Here is a 20,551-nt window from a genome sequence, read left to right as displayed (position 1 = left end):
CAGATTTTAATCGAAATGCAAGATTAACCTACAGTCCAAGGAGACAGCTATGAAGGCAGATGAAAACGGGTCAGAGGGCAAAATGGAACTCATGCACTTTTCTACAACAGTGGCTGCAGGGGCCAATCGCCAGATAATTGCCACGACACGCGGTCATGAAATCCTTATGGATATGCGCAAAGAACGGGGAGGTGACGATGCCGGCCCGAATCCGCCGGAATGCCTGGCCATAGCTCTGGGAGGATGCATCATTAATATCTGCCGCATCATGGCAATGGAGAAGCAGATTGAGTTGAAGGATCTCCGTTTATCAATTGTCGGAGATGTCGACCCTTCCCGCGCCTTTGGCCTGAATACGTCCACCAGGGCGGGTTTTTCACAACTGTCGGTGCAGGTGGAGTTTTCCTCGGAGCTTTCGGAAAATGAAAAGGGGGAATTTTATCAGGAACTCCTGGGAAGGTGTCCGCTCTGTGATACCATCAACAATCCGACACCTCTGCAGATCAGGTTCTCATAACCATGACCGGAATTGACCGGGAATTTCTGAAATTCTGATCAGTGAACCGACCAGAGCCACCGCGTGATACAGTAAGGCAAGCATACCTCATAGCCCCGATGGCTGGCATGACGCTCGGCCCGAACTCACCGATGAACTCAAGCAAACTATCATCGACGGGGTGCTACAAGAGGCCGGGAATCGCTCTGTTGACCAACTTGCTCAAGAGGTAAACCGAGTTTTGCTCGGACTGCTTAAGCCGCGGCTAAGGATGGTTAGAGGCCAGACATATCCAAGCAGGGCCAGAGATGGCCCTGCCTGTTTTTTTGGGCCTGGAACAATTCTGGAATGCTATTGGAAATAAAGATAACTATGATCCGGCAGTTATCACAGAGCCAAAAACCTTCCATATCCAGAAAATACCTTCAATTTTCTCCCCTCAACCGATAAGTCTCTCGGGCGGCAAGATATCAAGTATGCTTCTCTTCCAGCGTCTGCTTTGATTTATTAGTCCATCGAGCATGTTCTTGTGAGACGTTCTCCTCCACCCGTTCGGCCAAAAGCCGCAGAGCCTCACCTCCCTCGATGTTTCTATATTGTCCGCTTTGGGACAGGAAAAGAAATTTTTCGTGTCTGAGCTGTTCTGCTGTGGATCGGTAGGCAATCCATTGGGGTCCGAATTGATTTAGTTGCTGTACCCCTTCAAACACGGCAATCAGGCCACCAAAGGCGGCCGTCACCCATTTGCTCCATGCGGCCCCCGCTAAGGCAATAATCGGAATTGAAGCAGCGAGGCATAGTTGGGTTACCCTTAAGATTTTATACCATCTCTTATTTCTTATACTTTTCCGGTCATACCATTGTAATTGGTCCTCCAGCCGTTGCCAGGCAGGGTGATTCTGAAAATCCTCTGGTGCCAAAAAATTCATCGGATGCTCCTTCTAAGGTCCTGGCTATTCCAGCCTTTACTCCATAGGGTTTTAATCAGCTATTATGCATCCAGTTTTCGCCTCTGGGATTCAATCATATCAAGGAATTTCTGGAAGTCCCCGTTCCAATTCGCATCCCTGAGTTCAAGCGCCGGCTGCTTTAAGATTCCCTGAATATCCTCCGGGAGTTCGATGGCGCCCGGCAGGTGGGCCTCATTGATCAAGACTGAAATGATGGGAATCCCCTGTTGGAGCGCATGTTTGATTTCAAGGCGCACGAAATCATTTTCATGGAATATGCGGCTTTTTTGAACGCCTATCCCGGTCCATCCTGGCCCCATGACGGCCACAATGAGATCACAGGAAGAGATTGTTTTTTCAATTACCTGTATAAAGTCCTCCCCCGGCACGATGGTATCGATATCCATGAATACATGTTCATGACCAAACTGGGCAGAGAGTCGGTCAAAAACCCTGCCACTGTGTCCGGCACTATCTGCCCTACGATAGCTGATAAAGATGTTAAGTGGTTTTTCATCAATTGTGGAATATTTTTCCCGCGCAATGGTATCGACTTGCTCAAAGAGCGAAGCTTGCAGCGCCGAATAAATTGCTACTCCCAGTAAAATTAGGCTAAGAAACCTTATGCAAATAGCAACTATGCGTCCAGCTGTGGTAACCGGAACCATGTCTCCATATGTTCCAAACGGTATGGTATCTTGAATTGTCAACCAGAGGCCACGACCTATCTTGCTTAAAGCTGGTCCTTCGCCTGGTTCAAATAAAACGAATACGACAGTCCCTAACGGAATCATGCAAAGGAAAATAATTAAAAGAAGATAAATCCTGCGTCTCAGCATTTTAGGGCATTATTATTTTATTGATTTAAAATCTTTTACGCATGGTATCAATGAGATCTATCAGTTTCTGAACGTCGGTATTCCATCGGGCATCGCTCAATTCATGGGCCTGAATCCTCAGAATTCCGGCCAGATCGCCTGGAATTTCAGAGACAGAGGGCATTTCCGCATCGTTGATTAGTACTGGGATTATGGGAATATTTTTTTGGATGGCATACTTTAGTTCTAGATGCACCACGCCATTTTCTTCGAAAGGTGCCCAATTACGACCGATAACCCCTATTACGATATTACAATTGGGGATTATTTCCTCGATATTACCAATTTTCTCACCCTTACCAGGGATATTGACGCTCATGAAGACATGTTCAGGACCGAAAAAGGCAGAGAGTCGATCAAAAATCCTTCCGGTGTGGCCCGAGCTATCGGTTTTGCGATGGCAAAGAAAGATGTCAATCGGCTTTTCTCTGATCTGGCGGATCCTGGCCTCGGTAATTTTATCCAACCGTTCCAGAAGAGAAGCTTGCAAAGTATAATATATTATTCCTCCAAGGCAGAATAAGGTGTTATATTTTAGATAGATTGCGCTTAATCGACCCAATAAAGTCTGCGGGACAACATCACCCAGGGTACTAAAAGTCGCAGTTTGGATAGCAAACCAAAATGCCATTCCCAATCTCTCCAAAAAGGTTGGTCCACCCATGTAATAAGAAGATTCAGCAGCTGTGAACCAGATAGCGCCTATGGGAATAGAGACGATATAAAGCAAGAAAAGGAGATAGATCCTCCGTTTGGGTTTTGACTTTACCTGAGAAAGCAGAGTCAAGATAGGCATTTTGTTTACTTAAAGTATGAAGATGCGCTGCCAGATCATATAATTTAAGAAATATTTTCGTAAGGATATTTATAAATATCGATCATAGATAGGTTCCCATAAATATTTTGCCACAAGAGAGGTGGGGCTGTCAAGCACGCTGGAGATTGAGGAACTGCAGGCGATTGATCCGGTATTCGATGACCCACCGCACTTTCATATCATAGTTTAACGAGGTTCATTTCTAAAACCGTGTAAGTCAAAATTCTCATTACGACCAGCCGCATTAAACTCAAAATGTTGACAATCCTGCCTTTATCTAGAATTGGTGATTTCTGCTATATATACGCCGCGTGAATTAAAATAATAGGTATTCTAAATGGTTATTTTATCTGCACCTTATTTGGCCATCGACGTCTAATCTCCCCGGCTTTAACTCTTCTCTGTCATGTGTCTCGTCTGTGCTGGCCCCTTGCTCTCTCCATTGCTAAACTTGCCCTGGACTATTACTATCCTGACCGATTCTTGCGGGTCCGGTTAACCGTGCCCGCCTCATATCGCCACTCATGGATAAACGCGGTTCCATCTGCACTCACCCCGATCTCCGAAAAAATATCGCCCATCCCGGTAAGGAACTTTTAAGGCCGCCGTTCCGCATCCTAACCCTGCCACATCCGATTTCCTGCGGGTATTCAACGAGTTCCCTCCGTAAACCATCCGCTTTTCTCCGACGCGCACCCGATGCGGATGCGACGCGCGTTGCGCCGCATCCCTGCCCATCCGGTGCGGCCCCTGAGAAAAAACACGAAAAAAGGTCTAAAAAAGGTCCGAAAATAGGGTAAAAAAGGCGGTGAAAATGCGAATTAAGACCGTAACCTGTAGCAACGTAGGGCGGGAAAGCGCAGCGCATCCCGCCTTTCGCCTTATTCCATCTCTTGACTTCGATCCCTTTTCAACCCATTCCCACGCTCAGCTTGGGAATGAGTTCAATCAAAAAGCGGGTAACTGCTATTATAATGACAATAAATTCATTAATATAAAATTATACATACCTGAACGCTAACCGCTGAAGACTGAGAGCCACTATGTTGGAAATCAAGGCCATCGGCATCGGAGGGATTGGCTGCGCCCTCCTGCCCTTCCTCTGCCGCTATCTGCAGTTTTCCGAAACTCGGGCCCGTCTCACCCTCATTGACGGCGACCGCTTTGAACGTAGCAATGCCGCCCGCCAGGCCTTCTCCCGCCTGGGCAACAAGGCCGAAGTGAAGTCACTGGAATTGGCCCAGGAGTACGAAGCCCTGGCCTTCCGGTCGGCGTCGGAATATGTCACGGAGGCAAACGTGGGCCGTTTGATCGGTGAGGGCGAAGTGGTCTTCCTCATGGTAGACAACCACGCCTCCCGCAACTTGGTGAGCCGTCATGCCTCCTCTTTGAGTGACCTCACCCTCATTTCCGGGGGCAACGACTACGAAGACGGCAACGTCCAAATCTTTGTCCGGCAAGACGGCCAGGATCTCACGCCATCGCTGATCCGCTATCATCCCGAGATCGCCACCCCCGGAGACCAGAGTCCCGCGACGATGTCGTGTGAGGAACTCATGGAGGCCGGCGCCCCGCAACTGCTCTTTGCCAATCTCATGGTGGCGTCCCTCATGCTGAACGCCTTCTACGCCATCCGGCAGGGACGTTTGAACTACTCGGAAGTCTATCTGGACATCGTGCAGAACGTCAGCCGGGCAGTAACCCGGCCACTTTAGAAAAGGGGCGTTCAGACAATAAGTTGATGATCTTAACCAATTAAAAAGGCGCGGCAGTAAAGATAATGAGAAAATATATTTATTGCATTGTCATTGTGCTGTTCACTCAGATTTATGCTCTACCTTCTAGTGCCATCGATATATTCAAACGCTATGAAAAAATGATTTGGATTGACCAAATCCAGCAGGTCGGGGCGGCCTATGAACACGGAGAAAAACTTTGCGAATTTCCCATAATAACCGGCGATGATGAAACTCCAACCCCGCCGGGAATTTATGTTGTAAGAGCAAAAGATGCAGATTATTATTCTCGCACCTATGATACACCCATGTCTTACTCCATATTTTTCGATCTTAAAGGAAAAAGAGCCATCCACGAAGGCGAAGTGCCTGACCCAGACTTGAAGAAAGAGTTAGCAACTCACGGTTGTATCCATGTGGAACAGCCATACATTGAATGGCTGTATGACTGGGCGGAGCAGGGAAAAACAGTTGTGGTAATTCACGGAGGGAGAGAAGGCGATTAAGCCATGTCTTAGCGTTACCTTATTCTTGAATAACAGAAATGAACTCCCCAGAAGGAACATAACCGGCTTCTCATCTGGCGAGCCCCAAAAAAGCCCGGGGAGCTCCGGGCTTTTTTGGAAAGAAAATACCTGAAACTTAACAAGGCGGATTTTCGACCTTCCGCTTTATCTTGCGGGGCTTAAGCTTGGAGGGCTCAGAGGGCCCCTGCCTTATCACCGGTTCATCTTTGACGATCTCCGCAATGAAATCGTATTTTTTGCACATAAAAGGGTAATTTTGGAGATGGGCATGGATGTTGAGACAATAGAACGGCTTGCCATCATGATACACCGTGACGTTAAAATAACTATTCCAGGCAGTATACTCCACCCAGCCGTAAGCCGGAATGGTGATGGTAGCGCTACTGTTGCGGGCAGGAATTGACACCTCAAAACGGGTGTTATTTTTTATTATTCCGGTATATTTTTTTGCTGGCTGTATAGGAGGGGTTGGGAGATCATGTATATCAGGTAAAGCAGCACCATCAATGTTTAAGGGATCAAAAACCAAGCCACTCTGCCCTGCCACGTCTGGGGCCATGACAGTTTTATTCCATTCAGAAGCCTTTCCTACTTCTGAGGTACCCTTTGCACAGCCAAAACAAAAAACCAGTATGACTGCCAGGACAAACAATCTTTTACCCATAGACTTACACCACCTTGCTATTCAATGGGTTGATGGCCGAACGATGAAGGCAGCTTGGGCGCAGTCGCCGGATCACGATATTTACTGCGAGCTAACGGCGTTTGATCAAACTCATAGTCAATGACCCCGCCAAACTGATCATATTTCACGCTTGTCAATTTCTTACTATAATTGATCATGGCAACCGCTCTGGCGAAGTCTAAAGCGCCATTTGGTGGCGGACCGGTTCTTAGGTTAATGCCGGCAACTCCCATGGCGCCGCCACCTCCCCAAGCGGCTCCAGAACCTGCCACATCTAAACTTCCAGTCGGTCCGGAACTATCCTCTTTGAAGGTTCCAGCGGCATAGCCTTCAAGTTTGTCGGTGTCAATTACTTGGGAACGCTGGAAAGTGGCACATCCCAAAAGGACGACGGCAAGTGCAGTTATCATTAAAAAGCCCAAAATCCTCATGGTCGAACCTCCTTTACCGGGCTCCTGCGTTGATGAGGCTATTCTTCTCGCTGACCCAACAAGTTGTCAAGCAAAATGTTCTTTTCGGACTATAAAACAAAACGTTTATGCTCACCAAAGAATCGGTTTACCAACACATTATCTTCAATGCCTTGATATAAAATTGAAGGTAATGAGTCAGACCGGGGTACCAAGTCACATAAAAAACCTTCTCCATAAGGGAACTCTTGCCGCGTCAGTCGGTTTCTGGCAGTTTCACCGCCTCGCCGGTGAGGGCCGCCACTTCCGTGAGCAGCGCGGACAGGAGTTCGGCTTCCGGCACCTGGCGCACTATCTCGCCTTTCTTAAACAACAGCCCTACGCCGGCGCCTCCGGCTATGCCCACGTCGGCCTCCCGGGCTTCTCCGGGACCATTAACCACACAGCCCATGATGGCCACCTTGAGGGGCGCGGTCACGTTTAACAGACGCCGTTCCGCCTCTTCAGCCAGGGCAAATAAATCAATCCGGCAGCGCCCGCACGTCGGGCATGAGATAAGTTCAACCCCCCGTTCCCTTAAGTGCAGGGCTCGAAGAATCTCGTAGGCCACCCGGATTTCCTCCACCGGGTCCCGGGTCAGGGAAACCCGCATGGTGTCGCCGATGCCCTTGGCCAGTAGCATGCCGATGCCCAGAGCCGATTTCACCGTGCCAGCAATGAGACCCCCGGCTTCGGTGACACCCAGATGCAAAGGATAATCGGTCTGGTGGGACAGTTCCTCATAGGCCGCCACGGTAGTCAATACATCGGACGATTTTAAAGAAATCTTAAAATTAAAAAAATCCCACTCCTCGAATTGTTTGACCCAGCGCATGGCGCTGGCCGCCATGGCCGCGGCGGTGGGCGCGCCGTAATGCGCCAACAGGTCTGCTTCCAGGGAGCCGGCGTTGACCCCCAAGCGCAGGGGCACGCCTCGCTCCCGGCAGGCCTCCACCACAATCCGGGTCTTTTCGGCGCCGCCCAGGTTGCCGGGGTTGATGCGAATGGCGTCGGTCCCCGCCTCCAAAGACGCCAGGGCCAACCGGTAATTGAAGTGAATATCGGCAATGAGGGGCAGCGGGCTCTCCCGCTTGATTTTGCCAAAGGACTCAACCGCTTCTTTATCGGGCACGGCCAGGCGGGCCACTTCGCAGCCCGCTGCGGCCAGACGGTTGATCTGGGCCAAGGTCGCCCCAACATCCCGGGTGTCGGTGTTGGTCATGCTTTGGACCACCACCGGGGCGCCGCCGCCGATCTGGACCGGGCCGATAAAGATGGCCCGGGTGGGTTTGCGAATCATCATAGTCATAAGCAACTCTATTCAAGATTTTTCACAATTGTAAAAGAAACCAGGCCCCGCCGCAAGGTTGGATGGGCGGATACTCAGGTCCTGCTCTACGTCACCTGGCCCTCAGATCACTCACAAAAACTTCGGCGGGCGCTTGTCCAAAAAGGCCCGGGCCCCTTCGTGTGCATCCGGGGAAGCAAAGCACAGGGCAAAGACATCCACCTCCAGAAGGCAGGCATTTTTCAGGTCCAGGTCAAATCCTCGGTCGATGGCCTGCTTGGCGGCGCGCACCGACACCCTGCCCTTGGCCGCCAGGGCCTGGGCAACTTTGCGGCATTCCGTCATAAAGGTGTCCGCGGGGAAGACCTGAGCCACCAGCCCCAAGGTTTTGGCCTCCGCGGCGTCCATCATGCGGCCGGTAAGGACCATCTCTTTGGCCGTACCCTTACCCACCAGACGGGAAAGGCGTTGGGTGCCACCGAAGCCGGGGATGATCCCCAGGTTGATCTCCGGCTGGCCCAGGCGGGCAGTGTCCGCGGCGTAGATGAAATCACAGGCCATGGCCATCTCGAGGCCCCCGCCCAAAGCAAAGCCGTTGACGCAGGCGATCACCGGGATTTCCAGGTCCTCCAGGATAAAGCCGGTTTCATGGGCGGAGCGGGCGAAGGCCCGGGCCTCCAGGGGACCGAATTTCAGGAACTCGCTGATGTCTGCCCCGGCGATAAAGGCTCGGCCAGCCCCGGTGAGGAGGAGCACCCGAATGTCGGGGTTCTGCTGCACCTTCTCCAAGGCATCCTCGAACTCAACCAGCATCTCGTGGTTCAGAGCATTGAGTTTGTCCGGGCGGTTAAAGGTGATGGTGGCTACTCCGGCGTCTTGGTCAAACAGAATGGTTTGATAGGTCATGGCTTCTCCTTGGTAAATCAACCTGTTTTCCACAGGCCGGAGGCCTGTGCCACAAAATTAAAACCCTGCCGTCAGAGGTCCCAATTCCTCAATGGTCGCCGGCTGCCAGCGGGGTTCATCATCTTTGTCAATGATACGGGCCCGGATACCCTCCAGGTAATCAGGGTGAGTGATAAGAAAGTGGGCCGCCAGGGCCTCCCGCCGGAACACTTCCGGCAAGGGCCGGCCCGCATTGGCCCGGAGCAATTGCAGAGTCACGGCCATGGCCGTGGGGGAGCGCTCGCCCAAACGTTGGTGGGTGTCTTCGCAGAGCGCTAACTTTGCGCTGCATTGACTGAGCGCGGCCACGATCTCCTTGAGGGAACGTTTTCCCGCGAAATGTTCCTTCACCCAGACGTCCATATCGGGATTCGGCGAAATATCTTGCAGGGCAAAAGGGGCCAGGACCTGGTGCAAGACTGCCGCGGCCCCGGGCCTATCTGCGGGGAGCTCTTCGGAACAATTTTCCAACCCCTGCCGCAGTTCAGGTAAGCGGGCTTGCGGCACCAAGTGTGTGGCCAACCCCATTCGAACGCATTCCGCCCCCACGATCTCATAGCCCGTCAACGTCAGATACTCAGGGTAACCCGGCGGGCATTTAGTAAAAAGCCAGCCGGTAGCGCCCACGTCCGGAAAGAAGCCGATACGGGTTTCGGGCATGGCCATGCGGGTGGTTTCGGTAGCCACGACGATATCCGCGCCCGCGGCCAGGCCCAGCCCGCCACCCATGCTGATGCCGTGGGCCAGAACCACCACCGGCTTGGGGGAGTCGTGGATCAGGAGGTCCAGAGCATACTCTTCCCGGAAGAACTGGTCGGCCAGGTGCACCGTGTGCTCCCGGACTGCCTGGGTCAGTTCCTTGAGGTCGCCCCCGGCACAGAATCCCTTCTCGCCCGCGCCGCTGATGAGCACCAGCCGCACTCGGTCCGCGGCCAGGGCCGCATCGAAGGCCTGGCGCAGCAAGCTAATCGTTTCCAGGTTGAGGGTATTGAGGACCCGGGGGCGGTTCAGGACGATGGCCATCAGGCCGGGTGAGCGTCGTACCAAAACGGATGGTTCTTGAGGATCAGCCATATTAATAGTTTTTTAAATCCCCCTCGCTCCCATTGAGGCAGGAGGGAAAACTTGCTGATAGCTAACTGCTAATTGCTAATTGCTAATTGCTTAACGCTCCCTCTCCTTTTCGCCCCAGAAAAATATCTGGGGCATTTCCACGTTGCCCATGAACATGATGGAAGACATAATGGTCTCCCAGCGGTGGATCTTATAGCCGGGAAACTGCTCCCGCAGTTCTTCCGGGGTGGGAAAATGGTGGATCACGGCACCGTCCGGAGTAGCAATGTTCACCAGGGTGCCAGGCTCAAGTTCCCGGGTCTGGGGCAGCCTGATCCTCTCGACGACCTCCCTGGGGGAAGCGTTGATAAACAGGTGGCCGCCGTGTTTCACGACCCGATCCAACTCCCGGCAATATTCCCGAAAGGTGGCGGCATAGCCGTGATTGATGACCTTGATTGACACCACCAGGTCGAAGGCCCCGGGCACAAAGGGCAGACGGTTGAGGTCGGCCTGAGCCAGATACGGACCGGCCGCAACCACGGCATTTTTCAGACGGTCTTTAAGGATTTGCAATACCTGGGCGTCAACATCTACGCCCCAGACCTGGAATCCGGCGGCCAGGAGCGGCAGCAGGTGACGGCCCACGCCACAGCCGGCATCCAGCACCCTGCGGCAGCCGGCCTGCTGCATCACGGGGATGAGGGCCATCAGCTCGGGATCAGGCTCCCGGCCTTGCATCACAGGATCGGCAAAAAGTTCCCCCCAACCGGGCATAGCAACCTCAATATCTTTAATTATAATCACGCCCAAAGTGCCATGATAAGGGCTTGGGCGGAATCATCTCCTTTGATCAACAGTATATTCTCCCAAGGTCGACGTCAACTCTCTCGCTCCTTGACGCAGCATTATTTCCCCTTTGCCAATTTCTCTTACCGCCCTTCGTGATTTTCTGATTATAATCAATGGTCGATCCAATTCCTGCCGGTCCCAGGCGGATCGAGGTTCGGCGAGGGGGCCAAGAGTTCTCTTCTTTTGGCGCTCCTCGATAGAAACGAAGATTTTTTTATGCGAGGTGCAGCATGATTACCCGATATAGCCGTGAGGTGATGGCCCGGATTTGGACTGAAGAAAACAAGTTTGCAAGTTGGCTTAAGGTCGAGTTGGCGGCCATGGAAGCCATGGCGGAGTGCGGTCTCATTCCGCCTGACGTGCCGGCCCGGGCCACCGGTCTGGCCAAGATTGACGTGTCCTGCATCCTGGAAATCGAAGCCAAGACGCATCACGACGTCGCGGCGTTCGTGGACCAGGTGGCCGCCTGTCTGGGAGAGGAGGGCCGCTACTTCCACTTCGGCTTGACCTCGTCGGACGTGTTGGACACCGCCCTGGGTTTACGCCTGACGGAGGCGGCGGACCTGCTTCTGGATGATGTGGATGAGTTGCTGGCAGTGTTGAAAGACCGGGCCTACGCTTTCAAAGACCAGGTCATGGTGGGGCGGACCCACGGGGTGCACGCCGAACCTATCACCCTGGGGATGAAATTCGCTCTGTGGTACGCCGAGTTTCAGCGGCAACGGCAGCGTTTGGTTCACGCGCGGCACAGCATCGCAGTGGGCAAAATTTCCGGTGCGGTGGGCACCTTTGCCCACCTGCCTCCGGAGTGTGAGGCCGGGGTCTGCCGGCGCCTGGGGCTTGCGTCTGCGGCCATTTCCACCCAGATCATCCAGCGGGACCGGCATGCCGAATTTTTTCTCACCCTGGCCTTGGTCGGGGCGAGCGTGGAAAAGGTGGCCCTGGAGATTCGCCACCTGCAGCGCACCGAGGTCAGGGAGGCGGAAGAACAGTTCGCCGCTGGTCAGAAAGGCTCTTCGGCCATGCCCCACAAGCGCAATCCGATCCTCTCGGAAAACCTCTGCGGCCTGGCCCGGGTGCTCAGGGGCAACGCCCTGGCGGCCCTGGAGAACGTGGCCCTATGGCATGAACGGGATATCAGCCATTCTTCAGTTGAGCGGGTCATCGCGCCGGACAGCACTGTGCTCCTGGATTTCATGTTGGCCCGCCTCACCCGGCTCCTCAAGAACCTCCAGGTCTACCCGGAGAACATGGAGGCCAATCTGAAGTTGACCCATGGGCTGGTCTTCTCCCAGTCGCTGTTGCTGGCCCTGATCAATAAGGGGCTCACCCGGGACACGGCCTATCGATTGGTGCAGCGCCCGGCCATGCGAGTCTGGCAGGAGGGGGGCGACTTTGCCCAACTGGTTAAAGACGACGCCGAGATCGGCCAACACTTGACGAATGCTGAGGTTGCGGCGGTGTTCGACTTGAACCGCTATTTCCGCCACGTGGATCAGATTTTTATTCGGGTGTTTGGGGAGTAACCGGAAGGCCGAGGTCAAATTCTGCTGATAGTTTTTTGCTCTATCGGCCATATCGAAATAAACAGCGGTGCTTAAGGCACCGCTGTTCCGTATTTATTAAGGGGATTATTCCTTACCCTCTTGAGAGACTTTCTAGTCCTTCTTGCCGCGTTCGGCCTCCTCAGGCACGGCTTCCTCTGTAACCGGGGCTTCTGCACTGACCTCTTCTTTCTTGGAGGCGGCAGCAATGGCGATGACATCTTCCATATCGGCCAGGATTTTCACCTTGTCTGAAAGGACGACATCGCGCACCCGGACGGCGTCGCCGAGTTCGGCCAGACCGGAGATGTCCACCACGATCCGCTTCGGCAGGTCCTCCGCCATGCACTCGACCTCCAGCGCGGTCAGACCGGTGTGAATCAGGGCGTTGAAGTTCTTGACCGCGGGGGCCGTGCCGGTCAGCTCGATACTGACCTTGGTGCGCATCTTCTCAGTGAGCGAGACGATCTGGAAGTCCACATGCACCAGGCGGTTCTTGATGTAGTCGCGCTGCTTCTCCCGCACCTGCGCCAGGAACTCTTTCCCGTCCAGGTCGATCGTCAGCAGGCTGGACGAAGTCAGGCGGGAAAGCGTCTGGGTCCCCTCATAGGCATCCAGCAGGATCGGGGTCGTCTCCATACGGTGCCCGTACAGCACGGCCGGGAGTTTTCCTTGGCGGCGCAGGGCGCCCACCTTCTTGCCGACCACGTCACGCTTGGTAGCTTTCAGAACAATTTTATCCATCTTGCTTGTTACTCCTCGAGCGCCTCTCACCCAACTGACCTCGACAGACTCAATCAGCCGGATTACCCTCGCTCTTTGCTAGGTTTGTTTTGCAACAGACATCCACTTGAGACTGCTCAGGACAGGCCCGGCTTGCAGTCTGACATGTCTAAACTTACTAACTTTACAAGAAAATCGCTCCATGTCAAGCTGGTTGCAACGAGTGATCTTTTTCTCGTTCCCAAGTGCACCTTGGGAATGAGATTCAAGGCGGGATGCGCTCCGCTTTCCCGCCCTACGGTTTGGGTCTCAAGGCGCATTTTTGCCGCCTTTTTTACCCACTTTTTGGACCTTTTTAGACCTTTTTTAGGGTTTTTTCCCAGGGGGCGTACCGGATGGGCAGGGTCGTGCCGCATCTCGCACGCATGTCGCGCCGCATCCTGAGCGGAGGCGCGCCGGATCGAAGCGGAGCGTTTACGGATGTAACTCGTTGAATATCCGCAGTAAATCTGATGTGGAATGCTTAGCATGCGGAACGGGGGCATTAAAAATTGCCTGGATGGGATTGGCGGATTCTTTCGCGGAGGGTGAAGATGCGGAGGGCTTCCTGGACACAGCCCAAGGAGATGTGGAGGGAGCGTAGGTCTTCGGCCTTGTGAAAGATGCGTTCCAGGCGGAACTCGAAGAGGTCCAGCTTATCCAAGAGGGCGGTTTGATGGTTCTGCTGGGCTTCGTCCGCGGCGACGGCCAAGGCGCGGCGCACATGTTTGGTGTGGCGGGAAAGAGACGAGAGGGAAAGCCCGTATTGGGCGGCCAGGGAACGCAGGGACACCCCGGCCTGCAAAGCGTTGGAGATCTCGGTGAGGGCAGGGTGAGTACAGATGGTACAGCGTTTATCCATGGGTGGCCTCTTTTTTCGGCGCGCTTGGACGGGGCAGCCAGTAAGGCGGGAGGCGCGGCGCTTTCCCGCGCTCCGTCTTGGAGGGCACGCCCCGCAAGCCTGAGCCAGAATAGTAATAGTCGGGAGCAAGTTTACCCGGTTCATGGGGCCAGGGACCAGCACAGGCGGGACGCATGGCAGAGAAGGATTAAAGCCAGGAGATTAGACGGCGATGGGCCAAAGAGGCGCAGATCTGCATATTGCCTCTAAAGGTGGGGAATGGGGTGTTAAAAGGACACGGGCTGGAAGCCTGTACCACTATGGGTTGAGAGACACTGTCCCTACGGGTGGTGCCCAAGCAGAGCTTGGGCGGATAGTGGCGTTCCCAAGTGCAACTTGGGAACGAGGGCGTGAAAATCACCATAGGTGGATCGATGTTTCCGCCCAATTTGCGGGCGCACCCGTTGGTGCGCCCGTGGAATTAGTTATGCATTGTCTTTCTGGGAACGTCGCCAGGTTAGGCCGAACTTAACTCCAGGCAGGGGTACGTGTGGCAGCGATCTTTACCTGCACACTGTGGAATGCGGCAATACCCCCTTGCTGACCTGTAACTTCGATGATCTTCCACGATGCCATTGCATCGCTGACGCCGCCCTCCCCGAGTTCGCCACCGAGTTGCTGAAGGGCCTTGTCCAAGGCCTCTTGCAACTTGCCAGCTGTCGATTCCCCTTGGTAAATACGCTCGCTTGGCATAATTCGCCTCCTTTCTTGGGTGAAGTAGATTTTTTTCCCTCGTCCCAAGCTCCGCTTGGGAATGCCCATGCCTATCCAAGCTCCGTTTGACCATCCAATGTGGACCTTTGCCTAAAATCAGGTTCCCAGGCCGGAGCTTGGGAACCATATGCCATGCCCCGCATCTCATTCTCCGTGATGGTGCGGGGTTATTTAATTTTTTCTTTAATTTAAAGCTTAATTACCATCTGTCAAGATCTTGCTAAATCCCATGACTTTTTACCCAAATGAATGCCACGGGCCTCGCATGGCAACTATGTTACCAAACAAGATAAAGGATTAAAGCCAGGAGATTAGACGTCGATGGCCCAAGGAGGTACAGATAAGATCGCATATCGCCTCTAAGGGTGGGGAATGGGGTATTAAAAGGACACGGGCTGGAAGCCTGTAACACTATGGGCGGAGAGACACTGCCCCTATGGGTGGTGCCCAAGCAGAGCTTGGGCGGATAGTGGCGTTCCCAAGTGCAACTTGGGAACGAGGGCGTGAACAAGATAATTTTCTGGGATGGGGATTTCTCCACGCGTTGGCATGATATCAAGGCACGATTTGCCGCACAAATTTCCAGAGGGGAAAGACTTTCAGCCCGGCGTTTGCAGAAGGGAGAACGAGGCATTTGGCAACGACGTTCTTGGGAACATGTCATCCGTGATGAGGGTGACTATGAGCGTCATGTAGATTACATCCACTACAATCCGGTTAAGCATGGTCATGTTGCGAGGGTCGCGGATTGGCCGTATTCAAGCTTTCAGCGATACGTGGAGCGCGGTATATATGACCCTGAATGGGCGGCAGATGATGACGTTCGGCGTCTGGAGATGGAATGAGGCGAAAGGCGGGATGCGCTGCGCTTTCCCGCCCTACGGACCTGCAAGCCTGAGCCAGAATAGTGATAGTCGGGAGCAAGTTTACCCGGTTCATGGGGCCAGGGGCCAGCACAGGCGGGACGCATGACAGAAAAGAATTAAAGCCAGGAGATTAGACGTCGATGGCCCAAGGAGGCGCAGATAAAGTCACCATAGCGAAAATGGATTGCGTTAATTTCGTTGGACTTAAATTGCGGGTATCAAGAGTCAGAAACTTTCTCTTTTCGAACTTTAAGTGCATTAGCGATTAGCAATCTTAGCCCAGTAAAATTCATTATGCCGGGGGCTTCAACGTATTTTCGAAGCCTTCCAACATCTTCGCCACAAATATTCCATGCATGCATAAGGGCCTCCTGGAAGAGGGACAACTCATCGTCCAAAACAATCTCTTCGCCTTCCTCTTCACCGCTCTGTCGTAAATGGCCAATCAATCTATCGCGTTCTTTTTCGTTCAAGCGCAATGTCAATCCCATCCGAGCTGTAGCCCCGCGTCCTCGGTTAAATATTGTATCGAGGTATTTCTCAAAGAGTAATCCAAAAGCATGGCTGAGGCTGCTAAAGGACTTCATGGCATTGTCTTTCACTGGTGGCACAATTCCACGAATATCAGCAATAGATAAGGCCATAAGAATAACGCCAAAAGCATGTCGACCTGCCGTGTGCTCACTCATCCCCCATTCCATTAACACAGGCCTATCTCTAATGGTACCCCCAAGATTGCGAAATAGAGTAGTTGCCCTTCCTGAGCTGTAGGCCTCACGATAGAGACGAGAGAGATGGGTACGTAAGGGGAGATAATCAGGATTTCGTTCAATTAGCACTTCACCGATTCTAAGTGCTAAGTCCTTTCTATTTCTAAAGAAATGGTCGGCAATGCTGAAATAGTATCCATTCAGATTAGGAACATACTCTCCATTAGCTCGCAACCTCTCTGCCGATTTTACAAGATCAATGTAAATACCTTCGACATCTACCTCAAAGACTTCCTGTGAGAGACTCGTAACAGCACGAGCAATTTCACGATGTCGTGTAAGAATAAACTGCCCATCTTTGGAAATTGCAGCCTCCATTCCAAGCGGTGCTAAAACGAACGCATTGATCTCACCGGGATGACAGCCTAATGCCTCTGCCAATACTGACCTGGAGAGGAAATTAAAACCTTCAGCATGCATTGCTGAAATGTAAGTGAAAGCCAATAGTAGGTCAGCGGCGCCGCCTGGAATTGGGCGTCCTTCAAGTCGGTTTAACAATGCTTTAACGTGTTCTTTGAGATCGTCCCCATAACGGACTTTAAGTAAAGCACCAATTAATGCACCCCTATTCGTTTCAGCCTCACGCGTTGCTGCTTCAAACAGATGTTCGACTGCTGTCTCTTGATCCAGACGACAAAGACCTCCCATAGCTTCATCACCAAAGTTTTTCCAGGATGCAATAATTGCACGCGCATCATCCTTACTCAATCCCGTGACGTGATGCTGCTGGAAGTCTGTATTTGTTATCCAATCTAATTTATGCGCCTTCGATTCCTTCCAGTCGGAATCGCGGCAAGCCAACAGGAAACAGATATCACCGCGTTGGTATTGCCTGAGTAAATGGCATGTGTGGTACAACTCGTCAGCTATCATATCGGCAGCGTCACTTGCCAAAAGCCAGGGAGCGCCTGTTTGTGGAAGTCGAAGTATTTCTTCGGGTTTCAACCCTGAACTTGCATCGACAAGCCATAACACCTTCAATCCGTTTATCTTTTGGAGTGCACCATCAATGATTTGCATCAGTGCAGTGGATTTCCCCTCGCCGATAGGTCCCTTTAGAAGGACAAGCTGAGGTTTATAGTTCGGTATGTGGCCTATGAGTTGATTTAGCACCTGTCCTACCAATGCAAAGCGTTGAATATCAGGTGATAGAGCAATTCGCCAATCGGGAAATGCACCGTCAAAGAATCGCAATGCGCGCTCTTTTTGGAGTGGTTCACGTTGCGAATTGAGAAATGCCATGTCCACCGGTTGCCAACCCACCGGATATATAGATGGCTCGGGTATCACCTCACCTGTTAATGTGGGACCCGGCAATGGAAATTCCCACCATTCGGTCCCCGTAACTTTCTTGGATCCAGGGAGATTATTACCAGGCCGCCATTCATTGGTATCAGAGTTCCATTCCTGAGGTTGCAGACGCAGCATTCTCTTTTGAGAATCGAGTTCACCCCATAGTAATCCATTATCCCAAATATCGGTTTCCTCTGTTTGAAAAGCGGCACCGCACTGGACACATAGGAAGCCATAGCCTGCGCCATCTTCAGGTCTTGCCTGAGCCCCTTTATGTAGATGGCCGTGTAAGTAAAGGGCATGGTGTTTGCCAAGTATAGCTCTAATAGGTGGTACATGAGCGTCAATGAACCAATCAACCGGATGATGCCCTAAAACGATTTTAATGTTGCTTCCGTTAAGTTTCTCCAATGCATCGTCAATAATATCAATGCCAGGAGAGAGATAATGTCTATCTTGATTGTCTTTGGAAATCCAGGCAGTGTTGATTCCGACAATTCCCACGTTTATGCCTTTAATTTCAAGTTTGCGGGTATAGCATCCATCTTCTTTTGCTAACCAATCACAAGGGATGATACTTGTATTAGCATGATATGCGGCAAACCGGGGAAGGAATTGTGATCTTTCGTTGCGTCCGTCTTCAGTAGGATAAAAGAATCGCGATTTATTTAGGCAAATTTCTTTTTGATCAAAATGCTTATTCCTTTCTCGGAAGACATCGTGATTTCCAGGAACAATAAATATTCTTTCTTGTATATCAGCCTCAAATAATTCTTTCAATCTGTCTAAAAATTCTGAGACAAAAGTTATGTATTGCTCTGGTTTTCCTTTATCAGCCACATCGCCGGTAATAAAAATTAAATCAGGAGTAAAATATTCATTCAGACGTTGTTCAACGTGCTGATGAATTTGCTTGAAAAGCTTTCTTTGAGCGTAATCGTCCATCCCGATATGAAAATCAGATAAGTGAAGCCAACGGATTAATGGACTGATGTATTCCGTCACGATCAAGCTCCTTAGAAGAAGATAGTAAGAGATATTACGCCAATTTTAAAGGTTTTTTGCAGAAAATCAACTTTTTTAAGAACCTGCGATCTGAAGATAGTTGCGGATATGATCTCACTGGCGCAATGGAGGCGAGTTCGTACTGGGGTTTTAATTGACCAAAAGATTGGGCGGGAGTTTATTGAATTGGCTGCGGTAGCGGAGTTGGCTGCCGGCGAATAGGAGAGAGAAGATATTGTGGTCGTCGGTGATGGGGCGGGGGTCTTTTAGTTGGGTGCGGTCGATCAGCCTGGCATTCAGCAGGGTTTGATAATCCTTGGGGGGCATGGTGTTGCGGTCGGCCAGGTTTTTCGCCACCTCGGGGGACAGGGGGTCACCTGAGGCCACCAGGCAGGCGCTGCTCACCAGGCCGGTAGAGGGGGGCGAGCGCAATTCCAGGACATAAGGGAAAACGGCGCTGACGGTGGCTAAAATGGCCTCGTCGGCAGTTTCGTTGTTTGGATCGAAGTACGTATTAATGATCACGACTCCACCGGGCCGCAAACAGGCCCGCACTTCCCGGAAATATTCCACGGTCAAGAGATAGTCCGGGGTGGAATCACCCTGAAACAGATCGGTAATTACCAGGTCATAGGCGTGCCGGTGGCGGCGGACAAAGGTCCGGGCGTCTTCGATATGCACCTTGATGCCGCGGGCGTCAAAGTTGAAAAACTCCGTGGCCGCCTGGAGAGAGTTGGGATTGATTTCCACCGCGGTGACCTCAACGCCCTTTTTGTGCAGATAACGGGGGATCATCCCGGCCGCCATGCCCAACACCAGGGAGTTTTTGGCCTTGGGCGCATAGGCATCGGCCAGACGGACCATAAATTCGGTGTGATCCAGGACCGTGCCGTCGGCGGACACCATATTTTGGATGATACCGTCCTGGAGATAGGCGGTGGCCGGTTTCCGGTCTTCGCCTTCAGGGGTCACGGCCAAAATTTTTATATTGCCAAACACTGAACTATATTCAGCCAAGACCCTGAAATTTTTGCCGATGTCGCTCATCCCCGCGAGCATTCTTAAGTAAGCGGGCTGTACCGCCAGTAAACCGCCGCTCAACAACAGAACGATCCCACAACCGAACAGCAGGCGCTTTTTGCGGCGCCCGGGAAGCGCCCGGTTCATAAAAGCGATCACCCCGACCACCACCCCCATCCCCAGGCTCATCCACAGTAAGGCGCGAAAGTTGGTCAAGTTGGGGATAAGGAGAAAGGCAGTCAGCACCACGCCGGCCACCGACCCGACCGTGCTGATAAAAAAAATCCGCCCGGCACCGCCGTCACCGGAGGCTCGGGAATCGCGGTCGAGGGCGATGAGCAGGGGGTTCATGGCGGAAAGCACGACCAACGGCACGGCCAGCAGTAAGGTCCCGCCCAGGAAGCTCGCCACGACCAGGTTCATGGCCGCAAGCATTGGAAAGACGATGGGGTAGAGCGCGGTGGCAATAACCAGATAGAATGCGGCCCATAAAGGCGCGGCCAGCAGGATCTGCTGCAAGGCGTCGTGGTCCCGGCGTTGGGAAATCTGGCCGCCCAGGCGGTAACCCAGGGCCAAAAAAATCAGGGTGATGGAGAGGATGCCGGCCCAGATATAGAGGCTGACGCCAAAATACGGGGTCATAATCCTCGAGGCGAGCACTTCCAGCGAGAGGGTGACCGCTCCGGTTATGAAGATCAACACTTCATACTGCAGGTAGGTTTGAGGCTTGGCTGATTCGCTGGCAGGTTTCTTTTTTTTCACGGTTCCGCCGGGGTAAAAGGGGTTGAATTTTGTCCATCATAGCAGATGGACGCTGAGGGGGGCAAGGGGATTGATGGCAGTGAGTTAGCACCCCCCTCACCCTAACCCTCTCCCCCCGTTGGGGGGAGAGGGGATAAGAGGAAGGAACTTTTGGCAAACGCTCTAGTTCTCACCGGAAACGTTTAATACCGAGTTGGGTTCAAAGGGAAAATCTTAATAGGCGCAGGCTCTGGCCTAC

At 52.5% G+C, this 20,551-nt stretch carries 19 protein-coding genes; 5 read left to right on the top strand and 14 right to left on the bottom strand.

Annotated elements, in window-relative coordinates; all coding sequences use genetic code 11:
- Window positions 1–49 precede the first annotated feature (49 nt).
- A complete protein-coding gene (locus WC600_04975) occupies window positions 50–517 on the top strand; it encodes an OsmC family protein (GenBank protein MFA4902082.1) in 468 nt (155 codons plus the stop codon).
- Between the two features lie 449 nt (window positions 518–966).
- Here WC600_04975 and WC600_04970 read toward each other — a convergent pair whose 3' ends face one another.
- The 3 genes from WC600_04970 to WC600_04960 form a co-directional block, all read right to left on the bottom strand.
- Window positions 967–1,425 carry a DUF4231 domain-containing protein gene (locus WC600_04970; protein ID MFA4902081.1) on the bottom strand — a complete coding sequence of 153 codons (459 nt, stop codon included), beginning with the start codon at window positions 1,423–1,425 and terminating at the stop codon, window positions 967–969.
- A 62-nt stretch (window positions 1,426–1,487) separates the two neighbouring features.
- Entirely contained in the window at window positions 1,488–2,285 is a 798-nt protein-coding gene (locus WC600_04965; protein ID MFA4902080.1) for a toll/interleukin-1 receptor domain-containing protein, read from the bottom strand.
- 25 nt (window positions 2,286–2,310) lie between these two features.
- Window positions 2,311–3,120, bottom strand: a complete 810-nt coding sequence (locus WC600_04960) for a hypothetical protein (GenBank protein MFA4902079.1) — start codon at window positions 3,118–3,120, stop codon at window positions 2,311–2,313.
- A gap of 1,064 nt (window positions 3,121–4,184) precedes the next feature.
- Between WC600_04960 and WC600_04955 the strand changes: the two genes are divergently transcribed.
- Both WC600_04955 and WC600_04950 read left to right on the top strand, forming a co-directional pair.
- Window positions 4,185–4,856: a ThiF family adenylyltransferase gene (locus tag WC600_04955; GenBank protein MFA4902078.1), complete on the top strand. Its 672-nt coding sequence runs from the start codon at window positions 4,185–4,187 to the stop codon at window positions 4,854–4,856.
- A gap of 65 nt (window positions 4,857–4,921) precedes the next feature.
- Entirely contained in the window at window positions 4,922–5,383 is a 462-nt protein-coding gene (locus WC600_04950) for a L,D-transpeptidase (GenBank protein ID MFA4902077.1), read from the top strand.
- A 136-nt stretch (window positions 5,384–5,519) separates the two neighbouring features.
- On the opposite strand, the gene WC600_04945 is transcribed toward WC600_04950, so the two are convergent.
- From WC600_04945 to WC600_04920, 6 genes are all read right to left on the bottom strand, one after another.
- Window positions 5,520–6,068 carry a hypothetical protein gene (locus WC600_04945; GenBank protein MFA4902076.1) on the bottom strand — a complete coding sequence of 183 codons (549 nt, stop codon included), beginning with the start codon at window positions 6,066–6,068 and terminating at the stop codon, window positions 5,520–5,522.
- A gap of 17 nt (window positions 6,069–6,085) precedes the next feature.
- Complete coding sequence (locus tag WC600_04940; GenBank protein MFA4902075.1) at window positions 6,086–6,520, bottom strand: hypothetical protein; 435 nt, start codon at window positions 6,518–6,520, stop codon at window positions 6,086–6,088.
- A 235-nt stretch (window positions 6,521–6,755) separates the two neighbouring features.
- Window positions 6,756–7,847 (bottom strand): flavodoxin-dependent (E)-4-hydroxy-3-methylbut-2-enyl-diphosphate synthase, encoded by a 1,092-nt coding sequence (gene ispG, locus WC600_04935; GenBank protein ID MFA4902074.1) that lies wholly within the window; start codon window positions 7,845–7,847, stop codon window positions 6,756–6,758.
- Window positions 7,848–7,958: 111 nt separating this feature from the next.
- Complete coding sequence (locus tag WC600_04930; protein ID MFA4902073.1) at window positions 7,959–8,732, bottom strand: enoyl-CoA hydratase-related protein; 774 nt, start codon at window positions 8,730–8,732, stop codon at window positions 7,959–7,961.
- A 57-nt stretch (window positions 8,733–8,789) separates the two neighbouring features.
- Entirely contained in the window at window positions 8,790–9,845 is a 1,056-nt protein-coding gene (locus WC600_04925; GenBank protein MFA4902072.1) for an enoyl-CoA hydratase/isomerase family protein, read from the bottom strand.
- A gap of 90 nt (window positions 9,846–9,935) precedes the next feature.
- Complete coding sequence (locus tag WC600_04920; GenBank protein MFA4902071.1) at window positions 9,936–10,601, bottom strand: class I SAM-dependent methyltransferase; 666 nt, start codon at window positions 10,599–10,601, stop codon at window positions 9,936–9,938.
- A 305-nt stretch (window positions 10,602–10,906) separates the two neighbouring features.
- On the opposite strand from WC600_04920, the gene purB reads away from it, so the two are divergent.
- Window positions 10,907–12,202: an adenylosuccinate lyase gene (purB, locus tag WC600_04915; protein MFA4902070.1), complete on the top strand. Its 1,296-nt coding sequence runs from the start codon at window positions 10,907–10,909 to the stop codon at window positions 12,200–12,202.
- 132 nt (window positions 12,203–12,334) lie between these two features.
- Here purB and WC600_04910 read toward each other — a convergent pair whose 3' ends face one another.
- From WC600_04910 to WC600_04900, 3 genes are all read right to left on the bottom strand, one after another.
- Window positions 12,335–12,964, bottom strand: coding sequence for a 50S ribosomal protein L25 (locus WC600_04910; GenBank protein MFA4902069.1), 630 nt, complete (start codon window positions 12,962–12,964; stop codon window positions 12,335–12,337).
- Window positions 12,965–13,487: 523 nt separating this feature from the next.
- Window positions 13,488–13,844: a hypothetical protein gene (locus WC600_04905; protein MFA4902068.1), complete on the bottom strand. Its 357-nt coding sequence runs from the start codon at window positions 13,842–13,844 to the stop codon at window positions 13,488–13,490.
- Window positions 13,845–14,351: 507 nt separating this feature from the next.
- Entirely contained in the window at window positions 14,352–14,645 is a 294-nt protein-coding gene (locus WC600_04900) for a hypothetical protein (protein ID MFA4902067.1), read from the bottom strand.
- Window positions 14,646–15,100: 455 nt separating this feature from the next.
- Here WC600_04900 and WC600_04895 point away from each other — a divergent pair, with 455 nt between their 5' ends.
- Window positions 15,101–15,442 carry a hypothetical protein gene (locus WC600_04895; protein ID MFA4902066.1) on the top strand — a complete coding sequence of 114 codons (342 nt, stop codon included), beginning with the start codon at window positions 15,101–15,103 and terminating at the stop codon, window positions 15,440–15,442.
- Between the two features lie 239 nt (window positions 15,443–15,681).
- On the opposite strand, the gene WC600_04890 is transcribed toward WC600_04895, so the two are convergent.
- Window positions 15,682–18,531, bottom strand: a complete 2,850-nt coding sequence (locus tag WC600_04890) for a metallophosphoesterase (protein ID MFA4902065.1) — start codon at window positions 18,529–18,531, stop codon at window positions 15,682–15,684.
- Between the two features lie 150 nt (window positions 18,532–18,681).
- A complete protein-coding gene (locus WC600_04885) occupies window positions 18,682–20,313 on the bottom strand; it encodes a fused MFS/spermidine synthase (GenBank protein MFA4902064.1) in 1,632 nt (543 codons plus the stop codon).
- Window positions 20,314–20,551: the final 238 nt, after the last annotated feature.

The sequence above is a fragment of the Desulfobaccales bacterium genome, from assembly GCA_041648175.1.
GTDB lineage: Bacteria > Desulfobacterota > Desulfobaccia > Desulfobaccales > 0-14-0-80-60-11 > 0-14-0-80-60-11.
This window is presented reverse-complemented; position numbering and strand designations above follow the sequence as displayed.